We start from the raw sequence: 22,493 nt of genomic DNA, 5'->3' as shown, positions 1-22,493 counted from the left end.
ATTTGATTGTTCGATTATTCTTTTAGCTCCGCCGCTGATTTATGGTAGCGGATGCAGCCTAAGGGGAGCCCCAACGGGGGCGTCCCAATAATAGCCGTGGGTGTCAGAAACTGTCTCAAAACTCCATTTTGGGCTCGCGATTTGCCAAGAGATGTACTAGAAAGGAGAGGAATTCAACAACCACGAGGCTGTCATGGGCAAACAGATCCGGGCCGATTACGAACAGATCTTGATGTTTCCGCCGTCAGTGGAAGACTGGGTGGCTAAGGATCACCCGGCGCGCTTTATCCGAGATTTCGTGGATTCCTTGGATCTGTCCGAGTTGGGAATCGAGGTTCCCGACAGCGATACAGGACGTCCTCCGTATGCGCCAGATCTTCTGTTGAAGGTGTGGCTTTTCGGATACTTCAATCGGATCAGGAGTACCCGTAAGCTTGAAAAGGGTTGCCTTGAGAATATGGGGCTGATTTGGCTGACGGGGATGAATGCTCCGGATCATAATTCCTTATGGCGATTCTTCAAGGCGAACAAGAAATCATTGAGGCATCTGTTCAGACAGTCGATTCGTGTTGCTCTGAAGGCCGATCTGATCGGTCTAGCTCTTCATGCCGTGGACGGGACCAAGATCCAAGCCGTCTCATCCAACGACAAGGCTCGGGGTCGTGAGCACCTGGAGAGGTTTCTGGAAAGTGTTTCGGAGAGATTGGACCGCACGATTGCCGATGCGATGACTGAGATAGAGAGAGCCGAGCGGGAAGAGACCGGTGAGTATCGCCTTCCGCAGTCCATGCAAGACGGATTGAAACGGAAACAGCGGATACAAGAGGCTCTGAAGGAGTTGGATGAATCGGACAAGAAGTCAGTTCACCCTTCGGAACCGGAAGCTCGCTTTATGAAGAATCGCCGGACCAAAGACTTGTCGTACAACGCTCAGGCGGTTGCCGACCAAAAGAGCGGCCTTATCGTGGCCGCAGATGTGGTCACGGATGGGGCCGACAACGGGCAATTGGTCCCCATGCTCGACAAGGTGAAAGAGAATCTGGGCGCTGTGGCAGAGGAAAATGTGGCGGACGGGGGATATTTTTCCTCAGGGCAGATAGGTCTGGCCCATGAGCGAGAATACGGCATTCTTATCGGGAAATCGTCAGGGGAAATTGTTTCCGAGAGAGGTGCGGATGAGGATCTCTATCACCGATCCCGGTTCGTCTTTGATCAGGAGCGTGATTGCTTCATATGCCCTGAAGGGCGCTTGTTGCCTTTTCATCAGCGGAAAATTAACGGCAAGAACCACAATGAGGTTCGCAGGTATCACTGCAAGGATTTTCTAACGTGTCCCAATCGCTGGAAATGCTCCAAGAGCAAGAACGGACGCCTCATAGACCTCAGCGTTTACGAGGCGGCCCTAGAACGACACCGCAGCAAGAGGGAAAAACCAGAGAACAAAGAGCGCCTGAAGACTCGAAAGAAGATTATCGAGCCACCGTTTGCCTGGATCAAGAGCGCATTAAGCTTTCGGCGATGGACCGTGGCCGGAATCGACAACGTAAAGGCCCAGTGGGACCTTATTTGCACGACCATAAATCTCAGGAAGCTCTACCACCATTGGGTATCCGGCGAGGTGGCATTCACGTAAGCAGCCGGAGGGAGACCATGACCTTATAACGGACAGTACACTCGGATCGAACCTCGCCTGATCTTCACTTGACGGGACTGCTTTTTTCCCAGAAGCAGGTCCTCCCGTCCGGCTTGCGTGATTCGCCGCAGTGCGCAGGTTTTGAGACGCTTTCATCAACCCACGGAGTAGATCATAGCAAAAAACAATGTGGCGACCCTGAAGGGGTCGACCAATCGTCCAACAAGTGGTGGACCCCTTCAGGGTCATGGGTACTTTATGCCGTCTCAGCCATTGTCCACGGGTTTTACACCCGTGGCTACAAGTGGTCCGTCCCTCCAGGACGGTTAGAGCCCCGAAAGGAGTTATTCTATTCCATTGAGGATGCATCAGCGGAGGTAACGGTACAATCCATTTCTTATAGAGTTTCAAGCAACTTTTTCAGCCGTCTTCGTTGTTCACTCGCCAAAGACAGCTAACTCGCTGCGATCATTATCAGCATTAGAAGATTTTGAGGTGGCGTTCTGGGACGAATCTTTCAAAAAGTTTCGTCCCCGAATTTCTATGGGCGAGGGAAGCTGAATTGCGTACCGCGTGGCGGAGCAGAGTTCAATAGCCGAAATGCAATGCAGCTCGGTTCGGGGCTACTTTTCGTATCGGAGCCGGAACCTTGGGCACTCGACCTCCTGTATCGTAACTGGGCCTTGCGGGAAGCGGAGACTCGTACACCGGAAGAAAATCGCAAGGTGACCAGCACTCTCCATGACAGCCATTTGGCGGAAAATAGTACGGCGCGTAGTACTTCCAGGGCCCATAGCGTTCCGCTGCGTGCGCAGACAGGCTCATGAAACAGAAAAGAAGTGCAAAAATGAGAAGGAACAGCTTTTTTCTCGCAATCATGTGAAGGGCCTCCAGGTATAGTCGACAACTAAATGGAGATAATCTCAAGCATTATTATATCAGTTATAATAGATGATTGTCAATATAGGTGAGATTCAATATGAATATATGGTGGAGTAATATCTCCATGAGTATAGTCAAGATGATAATTTAGCATCAGAATTTACCAATGATCAATTGTAGAGTTGTGCCCCGAAGCACATTTCTGTCCGTCTCGTCTTCCACAGCAGATCTCTTACGCCCCCGAACCTCTATGCGGTTGAGGGAGGGTATGTTTAAATTATTCCTCGGAAACGGATGAATCCAGGGAAAAACACAGGAGCCTGCTTGACTTTTTCTGTTCATTTATGGTTAATTTGTAGTTTTGATTGGCACAAAGTCGGACACCATACGGGTGCTCCGCTTCACAAGGGGTACAAATGAAGCATTACAAGACTGAAGATGTTCGTAATGTCGCGGTCGTCTCCCACGCGGGTTCGGGAAAGACGACATTATGTGAAGCCATGCTTTTTGACTCGGGAGCCGTCGACCGTGTCGGCAAGGTGACCGATGGGTCTTCGAATTTCGACTTCGAGCCCGAAGAAGTGAAGCGGGGACTCACGATAAATTCTTCGCTTTTCACCATCGAGTGGAAGAAAAAAAAGATAAACATCATTGATACTCCGGGCGATCCGAATTTTTCCGCAGAAGTATTGTCGGCTCTTCAGGCAGTGGATTTGGCCTTGTTGGCGGTGGATGCGGTAGATTCCATCAAACCGCTCACTGAAAAGGTATGGTCCGCGATTGAGGCCAAAGGTGCTCCCAGATTGTTAGCAATAACAAAGATGGACCGGGAGCGAGCCGATTTTGAAAAGGTACTCACGGACGTAAAAGAAATTTTGCAGGTCAAACCGCTCGTGCTCCAGATTCCCATCGGCAAAGAGGCTAATTTCAAAGGCGTTGTGGACTTGCTGTCCATGAAAGCGCTAATTTTCGATGGTGACGGCCGCAACGTGAACAGGGCGGACATCCCCGGCGATTTGAAGGAAGAAGCGGACACCAGGAGAGAAGTGCTCATAGAAGACCTTGCTGAAGTGGACGATGCTCTCATGGAGCGGTACCTCGAAGGGGAAGAACTCGGAGCCGACGAGCTCGCGAATGCATTGAGGCAAGGAATTCTCAATAAAGTGTTCATGCCGGTGTTGCTCTCTTCAGGCCTGATGAACAAGGGGATTCAACCCATTCTGGACATCCTTTCCGATGCCTGCCCGTCTCCGGCAGAGATGCCCGCCATAACGGGACGTGCCTTGAATGGTGATGAAGCGGTTCGCAAACCCTCGCCTGACGAGCCTTTCAGCGCGTACGTATTCAAGACTCTGGCAGATCCCTATGCAGGGCGTTTAAGCCTTTTCCGTATATACTCGGGAAAACTCGCTCCGGATGGAAACTTCTACAATTCGAATCGTGAAACCCGGGAACGGTTCGGACAGCTTCTTGCGATTCAGGGCAAGCATCAGAAATCTCTCGATTCAGCCCAGGCCGGGGACATTGTTGCAGTGGCAAAGCTGAAGGAAACCCTGTCCGGAGATACCCTTACTGAAGAGAAATCGCCAATCATCATCTCAGCAGCGCCTATGCCTCAGGCGGTTATATCTTTTGCCATCGAACCCAAAGCCAAGGGCGACGAAGAAAAGATCATGCAGAGTCTCACCAGACTCAGCGAAGAAGACCCCACGCTTACCATTAGCAGGGACCCGCAGACAAACGAATTCCTCATCTCAGGTATGGGCCAGGTTCACATTGAAGTAACCGTAGAAAAACTGAAGCGAAAATTCGGCGTAGACGTGAACCTCAAGACCCCAAAGGTTCCGTACATGGAAACCATCAAGGGTAAGTCCAAAGTTGAGGGCAAACTGAAAAAGCAGACTGGTGGCCGCGGTCAGTTCGCTGTGGCGTGGCTTGAGCTTGAGCCTCTGTCCAGGGGAACTGGATTCGAGTTCGTGGACAAGATCGTTGGCGGAGTAATCCCTCGGCAATACATACCTGCAGTGGAAAAAGGCGTTTCCGAAGCCATGGTCAGCGGTTCGCTTGCCGGTTATCCGGTCGTTGACGTGAGAGTCACTGTTTTCGATGGAAAATATCACGACGTGGACTCGTCAGAACAGGCGTTCAAGATTGCTGCTTCCAAAGGGTTCAAGAAGGGAATGCTCGACGCTATGCCGGTCCTTCTTGAGCCTATCATGAACCTTGAAGTAATAGTTCCCGAGGATTGCATGGGAGACGTGATGGGCGATCTCAACTCCCGTCGCGGCCGCATCATGGGAATGGATTCCAAAGGCGGAAGCCAGGTGGTCAAAGCACAGGTGCCGATGGCCGAGGTGCTCAAGTACGCTTCAGACCTGACCTCCATGACATCAGGCAGAGGAATTTTCTCAGTAGAGTTTTCGCACTACGAAGAAGTCCCCGCGAATCTGGCTGAAAAGATCATCGAAGCCTCAGGAAAGAAAGCGGAAGAAGAAGATTAATACCGCCCGCAGTTGTGCACATAAGATAGCGAAGTCTGGGGTGTCCTGAGCGGAGTGATTGGACGGCTTTACGTTGTCTGGAGCGAAGGATGCCTCCAGCCTCCCGGATTATGAGAAGAAAAGCGAATCGGTACAATTGCCTTTTGATCGACCTGTCTCATTTACCTGCATAAACGATATGTCCGCTGCAGGCCTCATATGGCTTGCACGCGGAACGTGTCGGAATCAGTGAGTAATTAAATGCCCTCCGGAAAGATTATTGCCGTCTGCACGAGCAAGAAAAAAGGTGTTCCAAAGACCGACGCGGGATCCGCTGTCCTGGAAAAAGATCTGGGAATACAGGGTGATGCCCACGCGGGAGATTGGCACCGACAGATCTCACTGCTCTCCATCGAGCAGATCCAGACCATGAAGGACAAAGGATACGATGTGAAACCGGGTTCTTTTGCCGAGAATCTTACTACAACCGGATTCGACCTTGCTGCTGTTAAAGTTGGAGACCGATTACGGGTAGGTGAGTCCGTGCTTCTGGAAGTGACCCAAATTGGCAAGGAATGTCACACCCGCTGCGCGATCTTCAATAAAGTCGGTGAATGCATCATGCCTGAACAGGGCGTGTTTGCGAAAGTCCTGGAGGGCGGACCGGTAACTGTCGGGGATTCTATCGAACAGGTCTGACTCCTATCGCTTGCGCCGGGCAATTTCGACCGAAAAAAATTTGTGAATCTGACTTGTGCACTTCTTGTCCGGATCTTATTTTTAGGAAAGGTGCACCGAAGAGTTGAAATTGCCTTGGAGGCTTGATGAATTTTTCCAACAATAACCATCGATTAACAGCAGTGGAGGCAATGATACTGCAAGAAATGGATTCCAGAGGCAGAATAACCGTGCATAGTCTTGATAGAGTGCACGCACGCACAGGATTACATTACTTGACGGTCTCGGAAATGGCCCGTCGATTACAGGAACAGGTTTTCGGTGCGCTCTTTTGATGCAAGATCACAAAGAGCGTTCAAAAAACGGAGATCACTCCTGACAAAGGGGTTGACAGGTTAAGACGCCTCAATTATAGTAACCATCCAGTCGCGGGAATAACTCAGTGGTAGAGTGCAACCTTGCCAAGGTTGAAGTCGCGGGTTCAAATCCCGTTTCCCGCTCCACTAAGTTATCAATACCACTAGATACGGCCCCCGAAAAAGTTGTCTGCAAAGTGTCTGCAACTTTTTCGGGGGTTTTCAGTTCTGGCACGCCTCCTTTAATCTCAACAGAATTACGGAGCGATGACCTGACCCTCGATTCGGAACAAGCTTCGTTCCCAGGATTAGAATGACCCAGCCAGCTAAATCAATTTGACTTGAGACCGCCTTTGAAAAGTGCTATGGTGCTGTAACTTCTTGAGTTTTGGTATTGTTTTTGCCATAACCGTTTGTTTAGCGGAACTTACGGTAGCTTAACTCAAAGGGTTTTTTTCGAACGGAAAGAAATCTCTCAATTAGGTTGAGCCAGATGCAATTTCTCAACAATTACGTGCAATATGAGCGCAGACTGTTCTCGCGAAAATACGGCAAGAGCCGGGCACTTTCAACTTAAGGGAATCCCATGATCGACAACCCAAGGCCGACCATACTCTTTGTGGATAATGTGATCGAAGATATCAAAATCTTGATGGAAGCGTTCGAGTCCGACTACACGTGCTGCTTCGCCACGAGCGGTGGTACCGCGCTTGAAGTCGTGCGAAGCAGGAAACCGGATCTGATTCTTCTGGATACAACCATGCCAGACATGGACGGTTATGAAATCTGCCGCAGGCTAAAGGCGGATGAGACCACTCGGGATATTCCAGTTTTGTTCGTTTACACCATGCATGAGATGGGCGATGAGACGAGGGGGCTTGAACTCGGTGCGGCCGATTATATAGCCAAACCCGTCAACCTGTCTCTTGTCAAGGCCAAGATCGAAACTCATCTTAAACTGCGCGAAGCCATGGGGAATCGGATTCTCTCAGCATGTCCTGTGGGCATTGTGTGTGTGCGGAATCGACGCTTCGTTTGGGTAAGCAGGACATTTGTAGAAATGTTCGGCTATCAAGACGAGAGTGATTTCACAGGAAAAGATGTAGAAATGATCTATGCCTCCCGTGAGGAGTTCGAGCGCATTGGGAAAATCTTTTATAACCCCGGTACGGCGGGTCTGATATCCGACGTGGATGTTGCGTTCCGGCGCAAAGATGGGAGCATTTTCGAAGGCTCAATAAGTGCGGAAGCCGCTGACTTGTCCGACCCTATGAAGGAGACCATAGCAGTTGCTCTTGACATCACCGAGCGAAAGAAGTCAGAGAAGGCATTGAAGGAGGCCGACACATTTCTCTCGTCCCTCATAAATGCCATTCCGGTGCCAATATTTTACAAAGATACAGATGGCCGCTATCTCGGCTTCAACAGGGCGTACCAGGAGTTTTACGGCAAAACAATCGACGAGCTTGTCGGTAAGTCTGTTTTTGATATTGCCCCGAAGGAGCTGGCAGAAGTATACCATGCAAAGGATCTCGAACTCTTTCGTAATCCAGGTATTCAGAGCTATGAGGCGCTGGTGAAAGATGCCCTAGGCATCGTACACAATGTAGTTTTCCACAAGGCCACGTTCAATGACTCGCGAGGCAATCTTCTCGGACTGATCGGTGTGATTCTCGACATCACCGAACGCAAGAAGGCAGAGAATGCTTTGAAAGAGTCCGACGCATTTCTCTCGTCCCTGATGAACGCCATTCCGGTGCCAATATTTTACAAAGATACAGACGGCCGCTATCTAGGCTTCAACAAGGCGTTCGGAGAGCTCTACAGCAAGAAACTCGAGGACCTTGTAGGCAAATCTGTGTTCGACCTTTTTCCACGGGAGCAGGCAAAAGTATATCATGCAAAGGATAATGAACTTTTTGTTAAGCCCGGCGTCCAGGTCTATGAGTCGGTCCTCAGTGACACTCGAGGTATGGTTCACAATGTGGTTTTCCATAAAGCTTCATTCACCGACTCTCAAGACAATGTTCGGGGCCTGATCGGGGCAATTCTCAACATTACCGAACGCAAGAAGGCTGAAGAGGCATTGGCAGAGGCTTTGGAGACAGCCAAGCAATTAAGAACTCAAGCCGAATTCGCCACTCTGGCTAAGAGTGAATTTCTAGCCAAGATGAGTCATGAAATACGGACGCCGATGAATGCGATCATCGGCTTTGCCGGTCTGGCTTTGAAGACGGATCTCACCTCGAAGCAGCGTGATTACCTATCAAAAATTGATTCCTCGGCCAAAACTCTGCTTGGAATTATCAACGATATCCTGGATTTTTCCAAGATAGAAGCTGGCAAACTGGATCTTGAATCGATCGATTTTCAATTGGATGAAGTCATCAACGGCATCGCTAACATGGTATCGGTTAAGGCCTCGGAGAAAGACCTTGAGCTCATCAGCCAGATCGGAAGCAACGTCCCTGCGGCCTTGATTGGAGACCCCCTTCGTCTCGGACAGGTCTTGGTAAACCTGGTCAACAATGCCGTAAAGTTCACGGAACACGGTCACATCCTTATAAAGGTCGAGAATGTGAAAAACAGCTATACCGACTGTGTACTTAAATTTTCAGTGACTGACACTGGAATCGGCATGACCCCCGATCAAATGACAAGACTGTTTGCCGCCTTTTCCCAGGCTGATACCTCAGTGACCCGGAAATTCGGAGGGACCGGCCTTGGACTGACTATCAGCAAGCACCTCGTGGAGATGATGGGAGGACAAATATCCGTTGAGAGCGAACTGGGTCGGGGAAGCACTTTCAGCTTCAGCATCGAGTTTGGCCGAGCGTCCCGGGAGAAGAGACGACAACTTGTTCCACCCCAAAGTGTCGAGGGCCTTAAGGTGCTGGTGGTTGACGACAATCCCACGGCACGGGAAGTCTTGGTAGAGCAATTGGATTCGCTCAAGTTCCGCGTTATGTCCGCCCCTTCGGCTCGTGCCGCCATTTCCGAGTTGAAGAGATCCTCTGCTCAAGACGCTCCTTATGACCTAGTAGTCATGGACTGGAAGATGCCGGAAATGGATGGGATAGAAGCATCAAGAGTAATAAGAAATGATGCAGACCTGCAACATGCTCCTTCAATCATAATGGTTACAGCCTTTGGCCGTGAAGACGTGATGACACGCGCCGAAGAAGTCGGAATTAACGGCTTCCTGATGAAACCTGTCACGCCGTCGCTCATGTTCGACACGATCATGCAAGTATTCGGGCATGAACCATCGACAGGCACAATACAGAGGCGTGCGGCTGCACCGGCTGTGGAACCGGATTTCGCAGATCTGATCGAGGGCGCCAAGGTGCTCCTTGTGGAAGATAATGCGTTGAATCAGCAGGTAGCCAACGAGATCCTGGCAGGCGCCGGATTGTTCGTGGAAATTGCAAACAACGGCAAAGAGGCTGTGGAAGCCGTAGAGACCTCTGAATACGATCTTGTGCTCATGGACGTGCAAATGCCGGTGATGGGGGGGTATGAGGCCACAGCGGTGATACGGAAGAATCCTCGTTTCAAGGATTTGCCCATCGTTGCGATGACAGCTCATGCGATGCGGGGAGCTAAAGAGGAATGTCTCAACGCAGGCATGAATGATTACGTAAGCAAACCCATTGATCCCGCGCAGTTATTCTCTGTCCTGGTACGATGGATTAAACCCAAGGACAGACCGCTGAGTTCTGCCATTAGGCTCGTGAACGAAAGATCGGCAGAGCACGATACAGTAGAGGGCGACCTTCCCGAGACGATTGACGGCATAGACATATCTGCAGGATTAAAGCGGCTTAGCGGAAACCGGGGTCTTTATAGACAATTACTCATAGATTTCGGAAAGAAATACATTCTCGTACCAAGCGAAATAGACAGCTTGATAGAGCAAGGTGATCTCTCTACGGCAGCAGACAAAGCCCATGCCCTTAAGGGCCTTGCTGGGAATCTCTCGGCGAACGGTATATTTGTTGCCGCCAGAGAATTGGAGTCGGCCATCAAGAACGGCCAACGTGAACGCTTGCACCATTTGGCGACAAGATTGATGGAGGAAAAGGAGATTCTCCGCCATTCCCTCGAAGCCTGGATTATAGCCGAAGAACCGTCGGCTATGAAAGACACCGTTTCTGAAGAAGGCGATCAACGAATCGATGTGTCACGTGTTTCCCCTGTAGTCAGGGAACTCGCCATGTTCCTAAAGGAAAACAACGGCGAAGCCATCGATCACCTCAAGACTTTGAAACCTCTGGTGGGCTCGGCGAATTTGGATCAGTTGATCAAGATCGAGACGCTGATCAACGACCTGGAATTCGAGCAAGCGCTTGAACTTCTTGCAAAGCTTACCGCAAGATTGGAAATTTCAATTTAAGGATTTCCCATGACCGATGGATCGAAGCCTGAGATATTGATAGTGGATGATGTGACCGAGAATATTAAGATCTTGATGGATGGTCTCAAATCGGACTATACGACCTATTTTGCCAAGAACGGCAAGGCCGCTCTGGAAATAGCCAAGGCCAAGAGCCCGGATCTGATTCTTCTCGACATCGTGATGCCGGAGATGGACGGCTATGAAGTATGTCGGAGGCTAAAGAATAACGGATCTACAAGCAATATTCCGGTAATATTCGTAACCGGCAAGGCAGAAGAGGACGATGAAACCCAGGGGCTGGAATTGGGCGCGGTGGATTATGTTACCAAACCGTTTAGCCTGCCGATTGTCAAGGCCAGAGTAAAGAACCATCTGGAGCTAAAACGTAGGGGCGACCTGATCCAAGAGAATATCGCTGAGCTCAAAAAGGCCGACGAGGCTCTTCAGCGAGCCAATGCAGACCTCATGGATGCCAACAAGAGGATTATGGAGAGCATCTGGTATGCCCATACCATCCAAACCTCCTTTCTTCCCAATGATCAGGAAATTGCAGCCCATTTGCGTGATTACTTCATCATATGGAAGCCTAGAGATGTCATTGGGGGGGATTTGTACCAATTCAAGTTCTTTGAAAAGGGCTTTGTGGTTGCTGTGATGGACTGCACCGGTCACGGTGTCCCCGGAGCAATAGTGACGATGATCGCCGGTGCGAATCTTGATCGAGCATTGGAAGACGTGGGGTATACCAACCCTGCTCTTGTCTTGAACAAGCTCAACTCGTTGGTGAAAACCTCGCTCAACCAGCACCATGCAGAGACTTCTTCTGATGACGGTCTGGATGCGGGCCTGTGCTTCGTGGACACGGTCCGCAAGGAACTGGTTTTTGCCGGAGCCAGGATTGGACTTTATTGTGTTCGTGATGGCGAAACCAGGTTAATCCGCGGTGACAAACAGAGTGTGGGGTACAAGAGTTCGAGCTTGGATTTCAACTACGTAAATCATACTGTCTCAATCGACGCGAGGACAACCTTTTGCATGTGCACGGACGGTACCATCGATCAGACGGGCGGACCAAAAGGTCTTCCATTTGACCGCAAGAATTTCGAGAGTCTCCTGTCGTCCCATTGGGATGAAGCGTTTTGCGTGCAAAAACAACTCATTGAAAAGGCGATCGAGACTTACAGAGGCGATGAACCACAATTGGACGACATCACGGTCGTAGGGTTCACTGTTTGATTCTATTAGTGAGCTGCATCGAGAATGGCGTTAGCCTCGATGCAGCTCACTATCAGTCGACCAAAAATATGGCGTAATAACCAAGAGTTCGAACCGATCCGTGCCCCTTGCGGGTAGGCTGTTGGCGCAAATTTCAATGACGTTCACTAATAAGACCCGGTTGGAGGGGAAACCCAGAAAACGTCCGATTAGAGAAAAAAAACCGGACATTTCGGTCCCTCACCATCCCCCAACATGTTGACTGGGCGGCTACTGTTGCAGTTTGGCCTTCTGCCTGACCTGCAGCACGATGAAACCCTTCTCAGTCGGGAAGTATACTCGGCCGCCGAAACCCGGTGTGGTCAGCGAATTGGGAGTGAGCGGTTCAAAGAAATCCGACTGGGCGAGGATCTCGCCAGTGGTCTGGTCGATTGTGATTCCCGCCACCTTGCCCATCCCCACATCCGCGGAATAGACCATGCTGTTCTCGGGATCGGTTTGGGGCTTGGGCGGCGCAAAGCTCATTTCGCCTGACTTCAGTTCTCCGAACGGGAAAATAGTCGTCATCCTCTTCGGATCTTTCTGATGGACAGCGACGACACTCGATGCTTTCTCCTTGCTGCCGATGCCGTTGGTTTGGATAATGATCCAGTCTCCGATGATGCTCGGAGCGGCTGTGGCATGCTGCCCCTTGACCGTCGCCTCGACCACCCATGAATCATCCTGCGAAAGCTTTCTGGTCTTGGGATCCCAGAAATAACGGTACGCTTTCGTATTGCCGCCAAAATAAATTGCGTCCTGTTCTCAAACATCCCGATGATATGCGGGTTGGTGGCGCCGGTGATTTGTCTGGCGAACTGTTCGACCACTTGCGCCGCAGTAAGCTTAGTGCCGTCATGGAGAGTTGCCTCATACGTCGGCAGCTCACGTTTCCCAAAAGGCATTGACGCAGGCCCCCATCCCGTGCCGTCGCTGCCCTGATCTGAGAGGTAAATGCGAATCACGGCCTCGAGCTGCGCTCCATCTTTACCTGCGTAGAGCGTGTTCCTCTAGCGGTCCTTCGGATCAAGCGGAGGGTCCGCTGCCAGGATTTGAAGGGTGAAGTTGCGCTTCTCTGCGAGCCGGTCAGCGCCGACCCGGAACGGGTTCGTGGAGCCAGGGTCAGGTTCGATCTCCTGCCCGGCGAGAGCCTCACCAATTGAAACAAAGGTGTTGTGCTCGGCCCTGTAGAGAGCAACCTGCAAATACCGCGCATGGGGATAGGTGCAGCGAAGGGTCAGACTGCTGCCGGCGGGCATCGACATCCGGCCAATGAAGTAGGTGGATTGCATGTCTGGCCATAGGTTCGGGTTCTGGATCGGCCTGGGGTATTCAGGGTAATTCCAGTATCCCCAACCGCGAGGCCCCTGAAATAGACCATCGTGACCATAACGCTCGTCTGTACGAATGAAGTTTTCGAGCGATTTGTCACCAAAGCGCTTCACATCCCTGGCTTTGAGATTACGGACTGGCACTATGCCCGGCGGTTGCCAGGTCCCCCTCCCGAGAGGGAAGATCGAAGGCGGCTCCGACTTCGGCCAGTAGAGACGCATTACGATGAACATCGGGCCGTCTGGTGCGGGAAGCCAGTTGGACTCCTTATCCTTTCCCGGTGAATCTTTCTGAATGTAGATGGTCAATGATCCGTCCGCGTTTTTCTTCAACTGCTGGAGCATCGGCGAGTTGATCAGATAACGGTTGATCGGGTTTTCAACCAAGAGCTGCGTCCGACCGTCGTACATGGTGATTGACCAGAATGCGTTCACCGGCGGCAACTGACCCGGCGCGAAGGTCATCATGTAGGTATGCTTGCTGCCGTCGAGTACAATGCCATTCATGTCGCTCCGGGTGAACGGGTAGGTGGCTTCGGCTGCGTCATTGCCGTAGATGCCCAGTTTGGCGGCAGCGGCGCGTAGAGCCCAATTGCCTTTGTAAAAATCGCGACTGCCTGCAGCCGAGCCTATCTGCCAGCCGTTGACGACCGTGCCGATGCTGTCCGCTGTCTGCTCGATTTTCGCAAAGGCTTCCTTGATTGCGTCGCTCAGAGCCGCCTTCATCTCAGGCGTGAGACCTTTGGGGTGAAGCTTTTTGCCTGCTCCGATGCCAATCCGGGCAAACTTTTCCCGTAGCGGCTTTTCCACCTCGGCCGTTTCGACCGTCGGGCAGAACTGCAAAAGGAAATCGAGGTACTCGGCAAAACGAGTGGTAAAAGCCTCCGGAGTGAACTTCGGCCAGTCGATGGCTGGTGCGGGAGGCGGTGCTGGTTTACCGAGGAACTCCGACAGTGGCTTCACCGTGTAACCCGCTTGGACCTTCTTCACGTTGTCCATATCGTCGGGGTTGAAGAGCTGCGTTCGGTAGATCGCCAAACTGAATTGTGTCTCGCTTCGAAATACCTTGTGAATGCCTGGAGGCGTTTCCCCTTTCCAGTCCGGTCCGGCGACCAAGTAACAGCCCGCGCCATTGCCGGTGGTACGGCTGCCGATATAGCCGTAGTTGTCGGTGTACATGTCCACAAGTTGCACGTCGTAATATCGGGCCTTCTCAATTTCCGGCATGCATAACACCATCGGCTCAGAGCGTAGATCCAGTTGCACCATTGAGTATGGTGTGTCGCTGTTGGGGGTGCTGATCGTGGTATCTTTTGGAGTGAACACCCGTGCTTCGTTCGAGATCTGGTTGAAGGGGGCTTTGAACTGGCCGGAAGAGCGGTCCACATTGTATTCGTAGAGCACCTTGTAACCAACGATCATCGGAAAGCCGTAGAGGTATGCTTCCTCTGCGATGTATTTAATTTCGGCCAGTGCCTTCTCACTCGGCGTTTCGGCCGCGGAGCGTACTACTCCGTCGGTCGGAAGCATCGCCATAACGCTCAGGACTGCAGTCAAAGCAGTCCGTAGCCGTGCTCGGATCATGCTCCTATCCCTTCTCTCGTCTATTTGCCCGCTGCAGAGACAATTCTGCGACAGTTCTTCAATCCTTTGGTCCCGGTTCCTTCAGTCGCTGGCGGGAAAGCTCTCGTAATTCGGCAAAGGCTCCGACATCAGTCCCCCCAACAGAACTCACGAGGGAATAAACTGTGGTGAGGATCGCTAAAATGCTTTTGTTTGCTTGTGTTGAACATATTCCATTGAGCGTCCGTCCGTCAACCGGAATTACTTGTCCCTCACCGAACACAGGCCGATAGTGAATCATTTTACCGGTTCCTAGCAAGGCACGCGGCTTTCGTTCCGAGTCAAATGAGAATGCCTTTTCAGGACGAAGCACAAAAGTGGAATGGCAAGTCACTTAACTTAGCTGAGACTTATCCTTCATGACCCGGAGGATTATTCGCGATTACTTTGCCAACTGTTGCAGCCAATTTTTTTGCATCATACGGCTTTGGCAGAATCGCTGTAAATCCGTAAGATGCGTAATCAGACATGACCATGCTGTTAGCGTATCCACTGGAAGCGATAATCCTCAGACTTGAATCGATTTCGAGCATTTTAGGGGCGGTCTCTTCTCCTCCCATGGCCCCTGGGACGGTTAAGTCAAGAATTGCAACGTCGAACAATCTACCCTGTGCGACTGCAGCCTTGCACAGTTCAAGGGCCTCCTCGCCATCGCAAGCCGGTGTGACCTCATACCCCAGACTGCTCAGCAGCTCCACAGCGATATCGCGTACAAGGACGTCGTCGTCCATGAACAGGATTCTGCCACCAGCTCCAACAGACAATTTCTCTGTTTCCTCGGAAGGGTTCGAGCTAGACGATGTGGCCGGGAGAAAAAATTGGAAAGTCGTACCTACGCCCACTTTTGATCTAACCGTTATCATCCCCCCGTGTTTCTTAATTATAAAATATGAGGTTGACAGCCCCAAACCACTCCCTTTTTTCTTAGTGGTAAAATATGGATCGAATATCTTTTGGGCAATTTCCTTCCTTATACCGCAACCTTTGTCCGTAATTGAGGCTTTTACGTATTTCCCTTTTTTCAGAGGAATCTTGTCGTTGTCGGGAATGTCTGCATTCGTGGCTCTGACAAGCACAACCCCGCCGTTGGGCATTGCATCCACTGCATTTATGAGCAGGTTGTTGACAACCTGGCTGATTTGTCCTTGATCCATATCTACTGCCCACAGATTATTGGAGATCGAGCATTTACACCGAATTTTAGAGCCCCTGAGAATAAAGCCTGCACATTCTTTGAGTAAGTCAGCGAGTGATCCTGGCTTCTTTAGAGGTGCTCCTCCTTTCGAGAAGGTCAGCAGTTGGTTTGTCAAGTCTCTAGCTCGATTTGTGGCGCTAATCGCCGCTTGGAACCGTTCAAGTGATTTTGGGCTGACATCCGAATAGCTCAGGCCTAGAGAAATGTTCCCGAGAATTGCTGTCAGCAGGTTGTTGAAATCATGGGCTATCCCGCCGGCCAAGAGTCCCAGGGAGTCAAGTTTTTGCGCCCTTAACATTTCCCGCTCAATTCTTTTTCTTTCCGATATGTCTCTCTTCAGCCACCAGATTCCCAGCATTGCTTGATCGTTTGCATTCAAGATCAACGTGTTTTCAAAATTCGACGATGGCCGCCCGAAACTCTTTTCTTTTCGCTCGAATGAAAGTGTCTGAAAATCATTGTTAACCCATTTCGCGAGAAGTCTCCTGCTCTTTCCTATATCTGGAAAGAATTGGCTCATCGTAAGGCCGACAAGCGTGTCTGGATACCTATGTCCGTGCATCTTGGCGAACTCGGTATTTGCATCCACCAGCCGAAAGGTCAACATAGCCCGCCATAGCTCATCTGGACGAAGATTTCTTGACAGTTTTTCTCTCGGTGCAAATTCAGCGACTCCTATGGGAAAAATGTTGATGAGATTTTTGTATTTCTGGCTCATCGAAAGTTCTTTTTCCGCTGTCAGGTTCTCTATTTGAACCAAGAGCATGTGATCGGTGGCCAACCTGATGGTTCGCAAGTGCATACGGACCCAAACGGTCTTGTCTCCAAATTGTAGGATCGTCTCTTTGACGTGGTGTTTTCTCTCTGCAATGGCATGTTCTAGCCACTGCTGATGCTCTAGCTCTTTGTTGTCCAAGAATAGCGACGAAAATTTCAGTCCGACCGGATCAAGGTTGTTCGCTAACGAAATGAAAGAGTCGTTAGCCAACTCTATAGTGTGGCTACGACCCACAAGCAAGGTAGGAATCGACAGCGCCTGAAGCACAGACTCAAAGGAATTGTATTGAATTCTCCTAAGGTCGAAACTCCCGGATTGGGTAAGGCTCAAAGGAAACAATTGGTTTAAATCCAGCGTTTGAGAAGTCTTTTCACCAGAAAAATTCATCTAGTACTCTCCGCGTCTGTCACGGCGGAACAACGTGCTGCAACATTTTTCGCAGAGCTTTGATGTGACAGGCTAACACCGTGATCCTCTTTCAAAAACAGTTCCTGAATATCAGTTGGAGAGCATACATGGGATTCTGCGATCTCTTTAAGGCTCTCTCTCCCCGACTTGCCACTGGCAGCTCGCGCCAACAAAAGATCGACCAAGCTTTTGAGAAGCCTTCGGTCGCTCATAGACACAACTTTGATCTCGAATCCTGCCACATGGTATTTTCTTTCTTTGCCCTTTATCGTAACCCATCTGCATTCGGCTATCACCAGCAAGGGATCAGCTTGCATGAGCATGCCGACAGGAATTTGAAATGTCCTCTCATCCCCCTTCTCTGCTGGGATTCCAGCCACGCGCAGCCCTTTTTCTGAGATGTCCCTCATTAGTCCCACCCTGCCGCATGTGACATCATAAATGGGGATGCTCACTCCAATCTCTGCCCTTAGGTGCGATCGGCTCACGATCCGGTCCATCTTTTTCTTGTACAGGGAAGATCTCCTGTAGAGTTCTTCATGGGTAATAAGCTTCGCGGCGAGGAGCTTCTGGAAAAGGGTCTCAAGGCTTTTCTGCGATAGGCCATGTTTAGCCATGATCCCATTATCCCCCAGACCGGAACGAATGTCATGAAGCACTATGTTTGCGGGAATTGGTTGTTTGGAATCCATTAGTCCGATGTTCCTGGAATGGCGAATCTGGATTGAGTGGCTCATCGCCGAGCCGCTACTCTAATTCTCCGACAGCTTGTTGCGAATCGACAAATGCCTTCGTTATTTGACTATCCGACAGGCTCGTTCTTTCATAGAGTTGCATGTGGGTGATAAGGTCAGCTTCCAGCAGTTTCCTCAGTATGATTTCCAACTGTTTTGCAGAAAGTCTGTATTTTTCCATTAGCTGGTAGTCGCCCATCCCGGCCCTGATATCAGCGGTTATTTCTTTTGCACCGATCTTTCGCATTATGAACCGACACCTCGCAAACCTGTTCTCAATCCATTAAGTCGGACGCAATATCCGACCGCTTCTCATTTCTCGTCAGTCTCCCGTCTGAGACAGGTACCTCCGCGAAACACGTGCCTCCCACTGAGGAACGGTTTGTCTCTACTCGCGACTTCACTATATGAAGCAATAATTCGAATTCCTTCAAATTTCCAATCGAGATATGGGAAATCTCGAACCCGGCCACAAATACTCCTCGTTGGTCTTTCGTGATCCAACGGCATGTACTCTCGAGTGAAAAGCTGGCGAACTCACCGAACTCATCACCTTGTATTACAAGATTCTTCGTGTCGCCTGTGCGGGCTCTCATGCCGACGACTCCCAGTCCATTCTCGGAAACGTCCCGCAATTGTCCAACCACATGCGGATTGTCCGCTTCATGGACAGGGCAATGAAATGGCAGCGGGTATCTCCTAGTTTGCCTCAACCTGTCCGGAATCAGGTCTTCGTAATTTGCGCAAAGGCTGTCGTATATTTCCCACCATGCGATCGCTCCCGAACTGATGAGGGTCATTGATATCCATCTTAGACCTCGGGCGCTCAGATGGTATTTCTGCATTAGCTGGCTCTTGGTCAGACCCACCCGAATATCTTCCGCTATCCGGTGAATGTTGATGACCACCTTGGATGGCACCCCGCGCTGTTCAGCAGTTCCCCTCAGAAGACCTGCGCGATCGAGCTCCTGGAACAGGTTCTGCAGTCCTTCTGACGTCAGCCCATATTTTTTCATGAGACCTTGGCTGCTAATTCCAGTTCTCAGGTCTGCCATTACCTCATGTGCATTCAAATGCTTGATGATCCCAGCCTGTCCCAATTTTTGGAACAGGCTTTGGAGACCTTTTGGCGAAAGCCTGTATTTCTTCATGAGGTAATCATCATCATTGCCTGCTTGAATATCTTCTAAAGCTTGCTTGGCACAAATCTTAGGCTTGTTCATGCCCCCTCCTGATCAGCCCACATCTGGCGACAGACATGATTCGGAATTCACAGCAATTTCGGCCAAAACCTTCCATCTGAATGACAGATACACCCAAGCTTCACTCTTTGCTGAGAACATATTGGCCCAGAGCCTTATCTTCTAATCTGATGTGCTGCCTCGTCCATTGGCCCAGCCTGTCAACGACCGAGATCACCAGCTGGCTCTCGACCGAGCCTACTTCAACCTTGCGGATAAACTCACTTACCTCTTCTATCAAGGCGGCGTGGACCTTCATGTGGGCGTCAGAATTGGGATAACTCAACGTATCCATGAGAGGTTCTCTGTCGCGGAAATGCTTGACCGTATAGTCTGCAAGAAATCTAAGGATGTCGCCTATGGCTTCCCGCCCTTTACCATCCCACACGGCTTCTCCGAGATCGTTAAACTGACGGATCAATTCTCGGTGCTGCTCATCGATCTTTGGCACATTGAGAGTCAAATCAGAGGTCCAGGAAATCCAGTCAGCCATTATCATGCCTCCTTATGGGCCAATTTTCTAATATTGAATGCGTATCTTCGATTTCTATGCAACGAACAGAGGAATCGCCAGCCCGTCATGCACCTCCATTCCCCGTGGTCATCCTATTGGTCTTGCTCGCCGTTTCTTATAGTCCCTTCGCAAGCAACCACGCTTGGCATTGCAGGCACCGCGCGGAAGCCCTTCCTGCGTTTGCATCAGCGTAGTCGGGCGGTTGCATGTGCTGTGCCAAACATGAAGAGACTTTCCCTTGAAGAAATATCTTCAGTAATATCGCGGCGTTTCTTGTGGAGAATTTTGGAACCTCTTTTGTCCCAACTGCCAGTTCGACAGACATGAGTTGGGTCTCATAGACTCGTTCCCAGACGCTCATATTGACAAGGCTATGTAATATTTTAGATTTGTTGCTTGTGGGTCTAGGAGACCCTGGGGCCTCGGGCTGGAGAGGTCCGACCCTGTACAATGGTAAACGATTCTTGAGATGAATCTCTCAATATGGGGTGAGATCGATGAAAAGTGGTGGAGGGGCGCATCTTCTGAGAACTGGCCCAGAAGTGGCTGGAAATGACACGGCCGACGATACCGCGAAGCGGGCCCAGATCTTTGAGTATCAGTGCAAGTTAGGGCGGGTGTGACCCATGCAGATAATTATTCATTATTATAGGTACTTATTGCCATCAGAAATGAAGGTAGGGTCAATCGGACCCTCCGCTCCGTCTTTTCGATCTTCGTTAAACTCCTACAGCCATAGTTCTGGATCAAGATCACTGCAGCATTATGTCAGGATGTCAGAGGTTAGCTAAACTGGCATGCTTCATGCTTCAAGCATCACGGACATCGCATGAGACTCATGAAGAATGATCAAAAAGTATTCAGGGAGTTCAGAGATCTTTTAATGCAAGACAAACCAGGGGAGGAGCATTTTTGAATAAAGTTCATTTTTCCGGTACGGGTTATGTTTGGGATCGTGGCCGTCGCCGCAATTATTGTTGGTGCGGCATTGGCGGAGGAAGGAAAAAAAAGAGCGTTTCGGTCCAGTGAGCAACTACTGTGGTAAGTCTCACGTCTCAGCTCCCTTGAAGAAGTCAGGAGCGGCATGACAGCCCGCTGGATTTATGGTTCTAATGCCATATGTGCAATAATCTCAGGTAAGGGGCTATCCCAGTGGATTTTCATTTTTTCTCGACACGCTGATAGGGTATCCTGTCGAGTGGATGTCTCAAAAGTGGTCTCGGTGAAAACCGCAGAGGATAGCGGGCTATGGAGGCAATGGTCAACATTTTCAGGTTCTATCCGCTGGAGAAAAGTATGAAAGAAGATTGCCGCAGTGGAGAGCATTCAGAACCATGCTCGCCAAATCGAAGCGTGGGTCTCGGCATTTCGCGAGCGTTCCCCGAGGCTGATGCTGAGATCGATCTGGTCGATCGGTCAGAAGGCTCCGACCCTTCGTCATTTCCACACCCTCATTCTCAAAATACGGTTACACTTGACCTAACTCAGCTACTCTCATCGGATATCACAGAGTCAGGCAGTTTTCACCTGGGCTGTACGATCTGGACAACAAGCCTGGGAAAGCTACTCCAGGCACTACCCATAATGGCTTTCCTAATCGATCAGTCCTGCAACATTGCTGCAGCAAACCGGGTTTGTGAGAGATTGGGTTCTGACTACGAAAAGATAGTTGGAAAGCCATTCGCAAGCATACTCTCTGATCTCACGGAGTCTGCGAAGGCGGAAGAAACAGTGAAGGAAGTCTTTGTCACGCGACAACAACGAGTCTTGAATGCTGCCTTAGGTATCAAACCCATCGAGATTTGGGGCCGTATTACGTTTCGATCGATTAGGCTTGGAACGGAAAGGCTGGTAATGACGCTCGTGGAGGATCTGACGATTGAACAGAGACAACTCCTTCTTGAGCAGAAGCACAACCACGCGCTGACAACCGAAATTAGCAGGCGGAGAGCTGTCGAAAGAGAGCTTGTCGCGACCGAAGAACGATATCGACGGGTCGTGGAAAGCGCCAATGACAGTATATATACCACTGACGACCGGGGGCGGTTTACTTATCTCAACCCGGTCGCCCTTAACCAGAGCGGATATGCTGTTGAAGAGCTTGTGGGGCGACCATACTACCTTCTTATTCATCCCGATCACGTTGAAGAGGTCATTAAATGGTACTCGTCGCAGATGGCCGAAAGAACTCCTCAGACTTACTACGAGTTCCCAATTGTTGCCAAAAATGGAACCACAATATGGATTGGCCAAAACGTGCAACTCCTGTTGAAAGATGCCCAGATCACGGGAGTTCAGGCTATTGCAAGGGACATCACAGAGAGAAAGATAGCGGAAGAACGGTTGAAAGCATCCCTGAAGGAAAAAGAGGTGCTAATGAGAGAGATCCACCACAGAGTGAAGAACAATTTGCAGGTCATCTCGGCGCTGTTCACTCTTCAGGCCGACCATGTTGACGAACAAAAAGCGGTCGACGTGCTAAGGAGCGCGAATGCTCGGATAAAGGCAATGGCTCTAGTTCACGAAAAGCTTTACGGATCTGGCAACCTAGCCCAAATACGGATTGATGAATATGTCACAGATCTCGTGAACGACTTGATAGGGTTTAGTGATGAATCCACCGCGAAAATCGCTCTCGATATTCATGTCGATAAGATCTGCTTCAGTCTGGAAACGGCTATTCCCATAGGCATAATCATTACAGAACTCCTAGGCAACACCATGACACATGGATTTCCTGAAGGTGGAGGAGGCACAGTCCAAGTACGCCTTCGATCATTGGACAGAGATTTATTCGAACTTGTGATCAGAGATGACGGAATAGGGATTTTGGGGGAAATGCGACCAGAGAATTCAGGTTCATTGGGCCTGGAGTTGGTGGCTGCCTTCGCGAGGAAGCTTCAAGGCGAGGTTCGTTTTGACACATCCGAACACACCGAATTTTCGATGATATTCAAGCAAGCTGAAGTTCAGGGATGGAGTTGAAA

At 50.3% G+C, this 22,493-nt stretch carries 14 protein-coding genes, 1 tRNA gene and 1 pseudogene; 8 read left to right on the top strand and 8 right to left on the bottom strand.

The annotated features are described in order from the left end of the window. Positions 1 to 193: 193 nt before the first annotated feature. Positions 194 to 1,633 (top strand): IS1182 family transposase, encoded by a 1,440-nt coding sequence (locus tag DESTI_RS17775; RefSeq protein ID WP_014808019.1) that lies wholly within the window; start codon positions 194 to 196, stop codon positions 1,631 to 1,633. A gap of 588 nt (positions 1,634 to 2,221) precedes the next feature. On the opposite strand, the gene DESTI_RS17770 is transcribed toward DESTI_RS17775, so the two are convergent. Continuing rightward, a complete protein-coding gene (locus DESTI_RS17770) occupies positions 2,222 to 2,512 on the bottom strand; it encodes a hypothetical protein (RefSeq protein WP_014811353.1) in 291 nt (96 codons plus the stop codon). A 419-nt stretch (positions 2,513 to 2,931) separates the two neighbouring features. Here DESTI_RS17770 and fusA point away from each other — a divergent pair, with 419 nt between their 5' ends. From fusA to DESTI_RS17740, 6 genes are all read left to right on the top strand, one after another. Then, on the top strand, positions 2,932 to 5,016 hold the full coding sequence (gene fusA, locus DESTI_RS17765) for an elongation factor G (protein ID WP_014811352.1): 2,085 nt from the start codon (positions 2,932 to 2,934) through the stop codon (positions 5,014 to 5,016). A gap of 240 nt (positions 5,017 to 5,256) precedes the next feature. Further along, entirely contained in the window at positions 5,257 to 5,694 is a 438-nt protein-coding gene (locus DESTI_RS17760; RefSeq protein WP_014811351.1) for an MOSC domain-containing protein, read from the top strand. Between the two features lie 125 nt (positions 5,695 to 5,819). After that, complete coding sequence (locus DESTI_RS17755) at positions 5,820 to 6,008, top strand: hypothetical protein (RefSeq protein ID WP_014811350.1); 189 nt, start codon at positions 5,820 to 5,822, stop codon at positions 6,006 to 6,008. A gap of 93 nt (positions 6,009 to 6,101) precedes the next feature. Beyond that, positions 6,102 to 6,176: transfer RNA gene (locus DESTI_RS17750), tRNA-Gly, on the top strand. A 439-nt stretch (positions 6,177 to 6,615) separates the two neighbouring features. After that, on the top strand, positions 6,616 to 10,425 hold the full coding sequence (locus DESTI_RS29100) for a response regulator (protein ID WP_014811349.1): 3,810 nt from the start codon (positions 6,616 to 6,618) through the stop codon (positions 10,423 to 10,425). A gap of 9 nt (positions 10,426 to 10,434) precedes the next feature. After that, positions 10,435 to 11,664: a response regulator gene (locus DESTI_RS17740; protein ID WP_014811348.1), complete on the top strand. Its 1,230-nt coding sequence runs from the start codon at positions 10,435 to 10,437 to the stop codon at positions 11,662 to 11,664. Between the two features lie 249 nt (positions 11,665 to 11,913). Here the strand turns inward: DESTI_RS17740 and DESTI_RS17735 are convergent, their stop codons facing one another. From DESTI_RS17735 to DESTI_RS17700, 7 genes and pseudogenes are all read right to left on the bottom strand, one after another. Next, positions 11,914 to 12,354 (bottom strand): hypothetical protein, encoded by a 441-nt coding sequence (locus tag DESTI_RS17735; protein WP_014811346.1) that lies wholly within the window; start codon positions 12,352 to 12,354, stop codon positions 11,914 to 11,916. A 791-nt stretch (positions 12,355 to 13,145) separates the two neighbouring features. Continuing rightward, positions 13,146 to 14,543 (bottom strand): annotated as a pseudogene (locus DESTI_RS17730) (DUF1254 domain-containing protein); the annotation flags it as partial. A gap of 443 nt (positions 14,544 to 14,986) precedes the next feature. Then, positions 14,987 to 16,996, bottom strand: a complete 2,010-nt coding sequence (locus DESTI_RS29095) for a hybrid sensor histidine kinase/response regulator (protein WP_014811343.1) — start codon at positions 16,994 to 16,996, stop codon at positions 14,987 to 14,989. Then, positions 16,993 to 17,709, bottom strand: a complete 717-nt coding sequence (locus DESTI_RS17715) for a PilZ domain-containing protein (RefSeq protein WP_014811342.1) — start codon at positions 17,707 to 17,709, stop codon at positions 16,993 to 16,995. The genes DESTI_RS29095 and DESTI_RS17715 overlap by 4 nt, the downstream gene beginning before the upstream one ends. Before the next feature lie 55 nt (positions 17,710 to 17,764). Then, positions 17,765 to 17,998, bottom strand: a complete 234-nt coding sequence (locus DESTI_RS17710; protein WP_014811341.1) for a hypothetical protein — start codon at positions 17,996 to 17,998, stop codon at positions 17,765 to 17,767. 28 nt (positions 17,999 to 18,026) lie between these two features. After that, entirely contained in the window at positions 18,027 to 18,974 is a 948-nt protein-coding gene (locus DESTI_RS17705; RefSeq protein WP_014811340.1) for a PilZ domain-containing protein, read from the bottom strand. 100 nt (positions 18,975 to 19,074) lie between these two features. Continuing rightward, positions 19,075 to 19,485 (bottom strand): bacteriohemerythrin, encoded by a 411-nt coding sequence (locus tag DESTI_RS17700; protein WP_014811339.1) that lies wholly within the window; start codon positions 19,483 to 19,485, stop codon positions 19,075 to 19,077. A 1,317-nt stretch (positions 19,486 to 20,802) separates the two neighbouring features. Between DESTI_RS17700 and DESTI_RS17690 the strand changes: the two genes are divergently transcribed. Next, entirely contained in the window at positions 20,803 to 22,491 is a 1,689-nt protein-coding gene (locus DESTI_RS17690) for a sensor histidine kinase (protein WP_169316385.1), read from the top strand. Positions 22,492 to 22,493: the final 2 nt, after the last annotated feature.

It is taken from the genome of Desulfomonile tiedjei DSM 6799, from assembly GCF_000266945.1.
Taxonomy (GTDB): Bacteria; Desulfobacterota; Desulfomonilia; order Desulfomonilales; family Desulfomonilaceae; genus Desulfomonile; species Desulfomonile tiedjei.
Note: the sequence above shows the minus strand (reverse complement) of the source record. Positions and strands in the feature narration are given on the sequence as shown.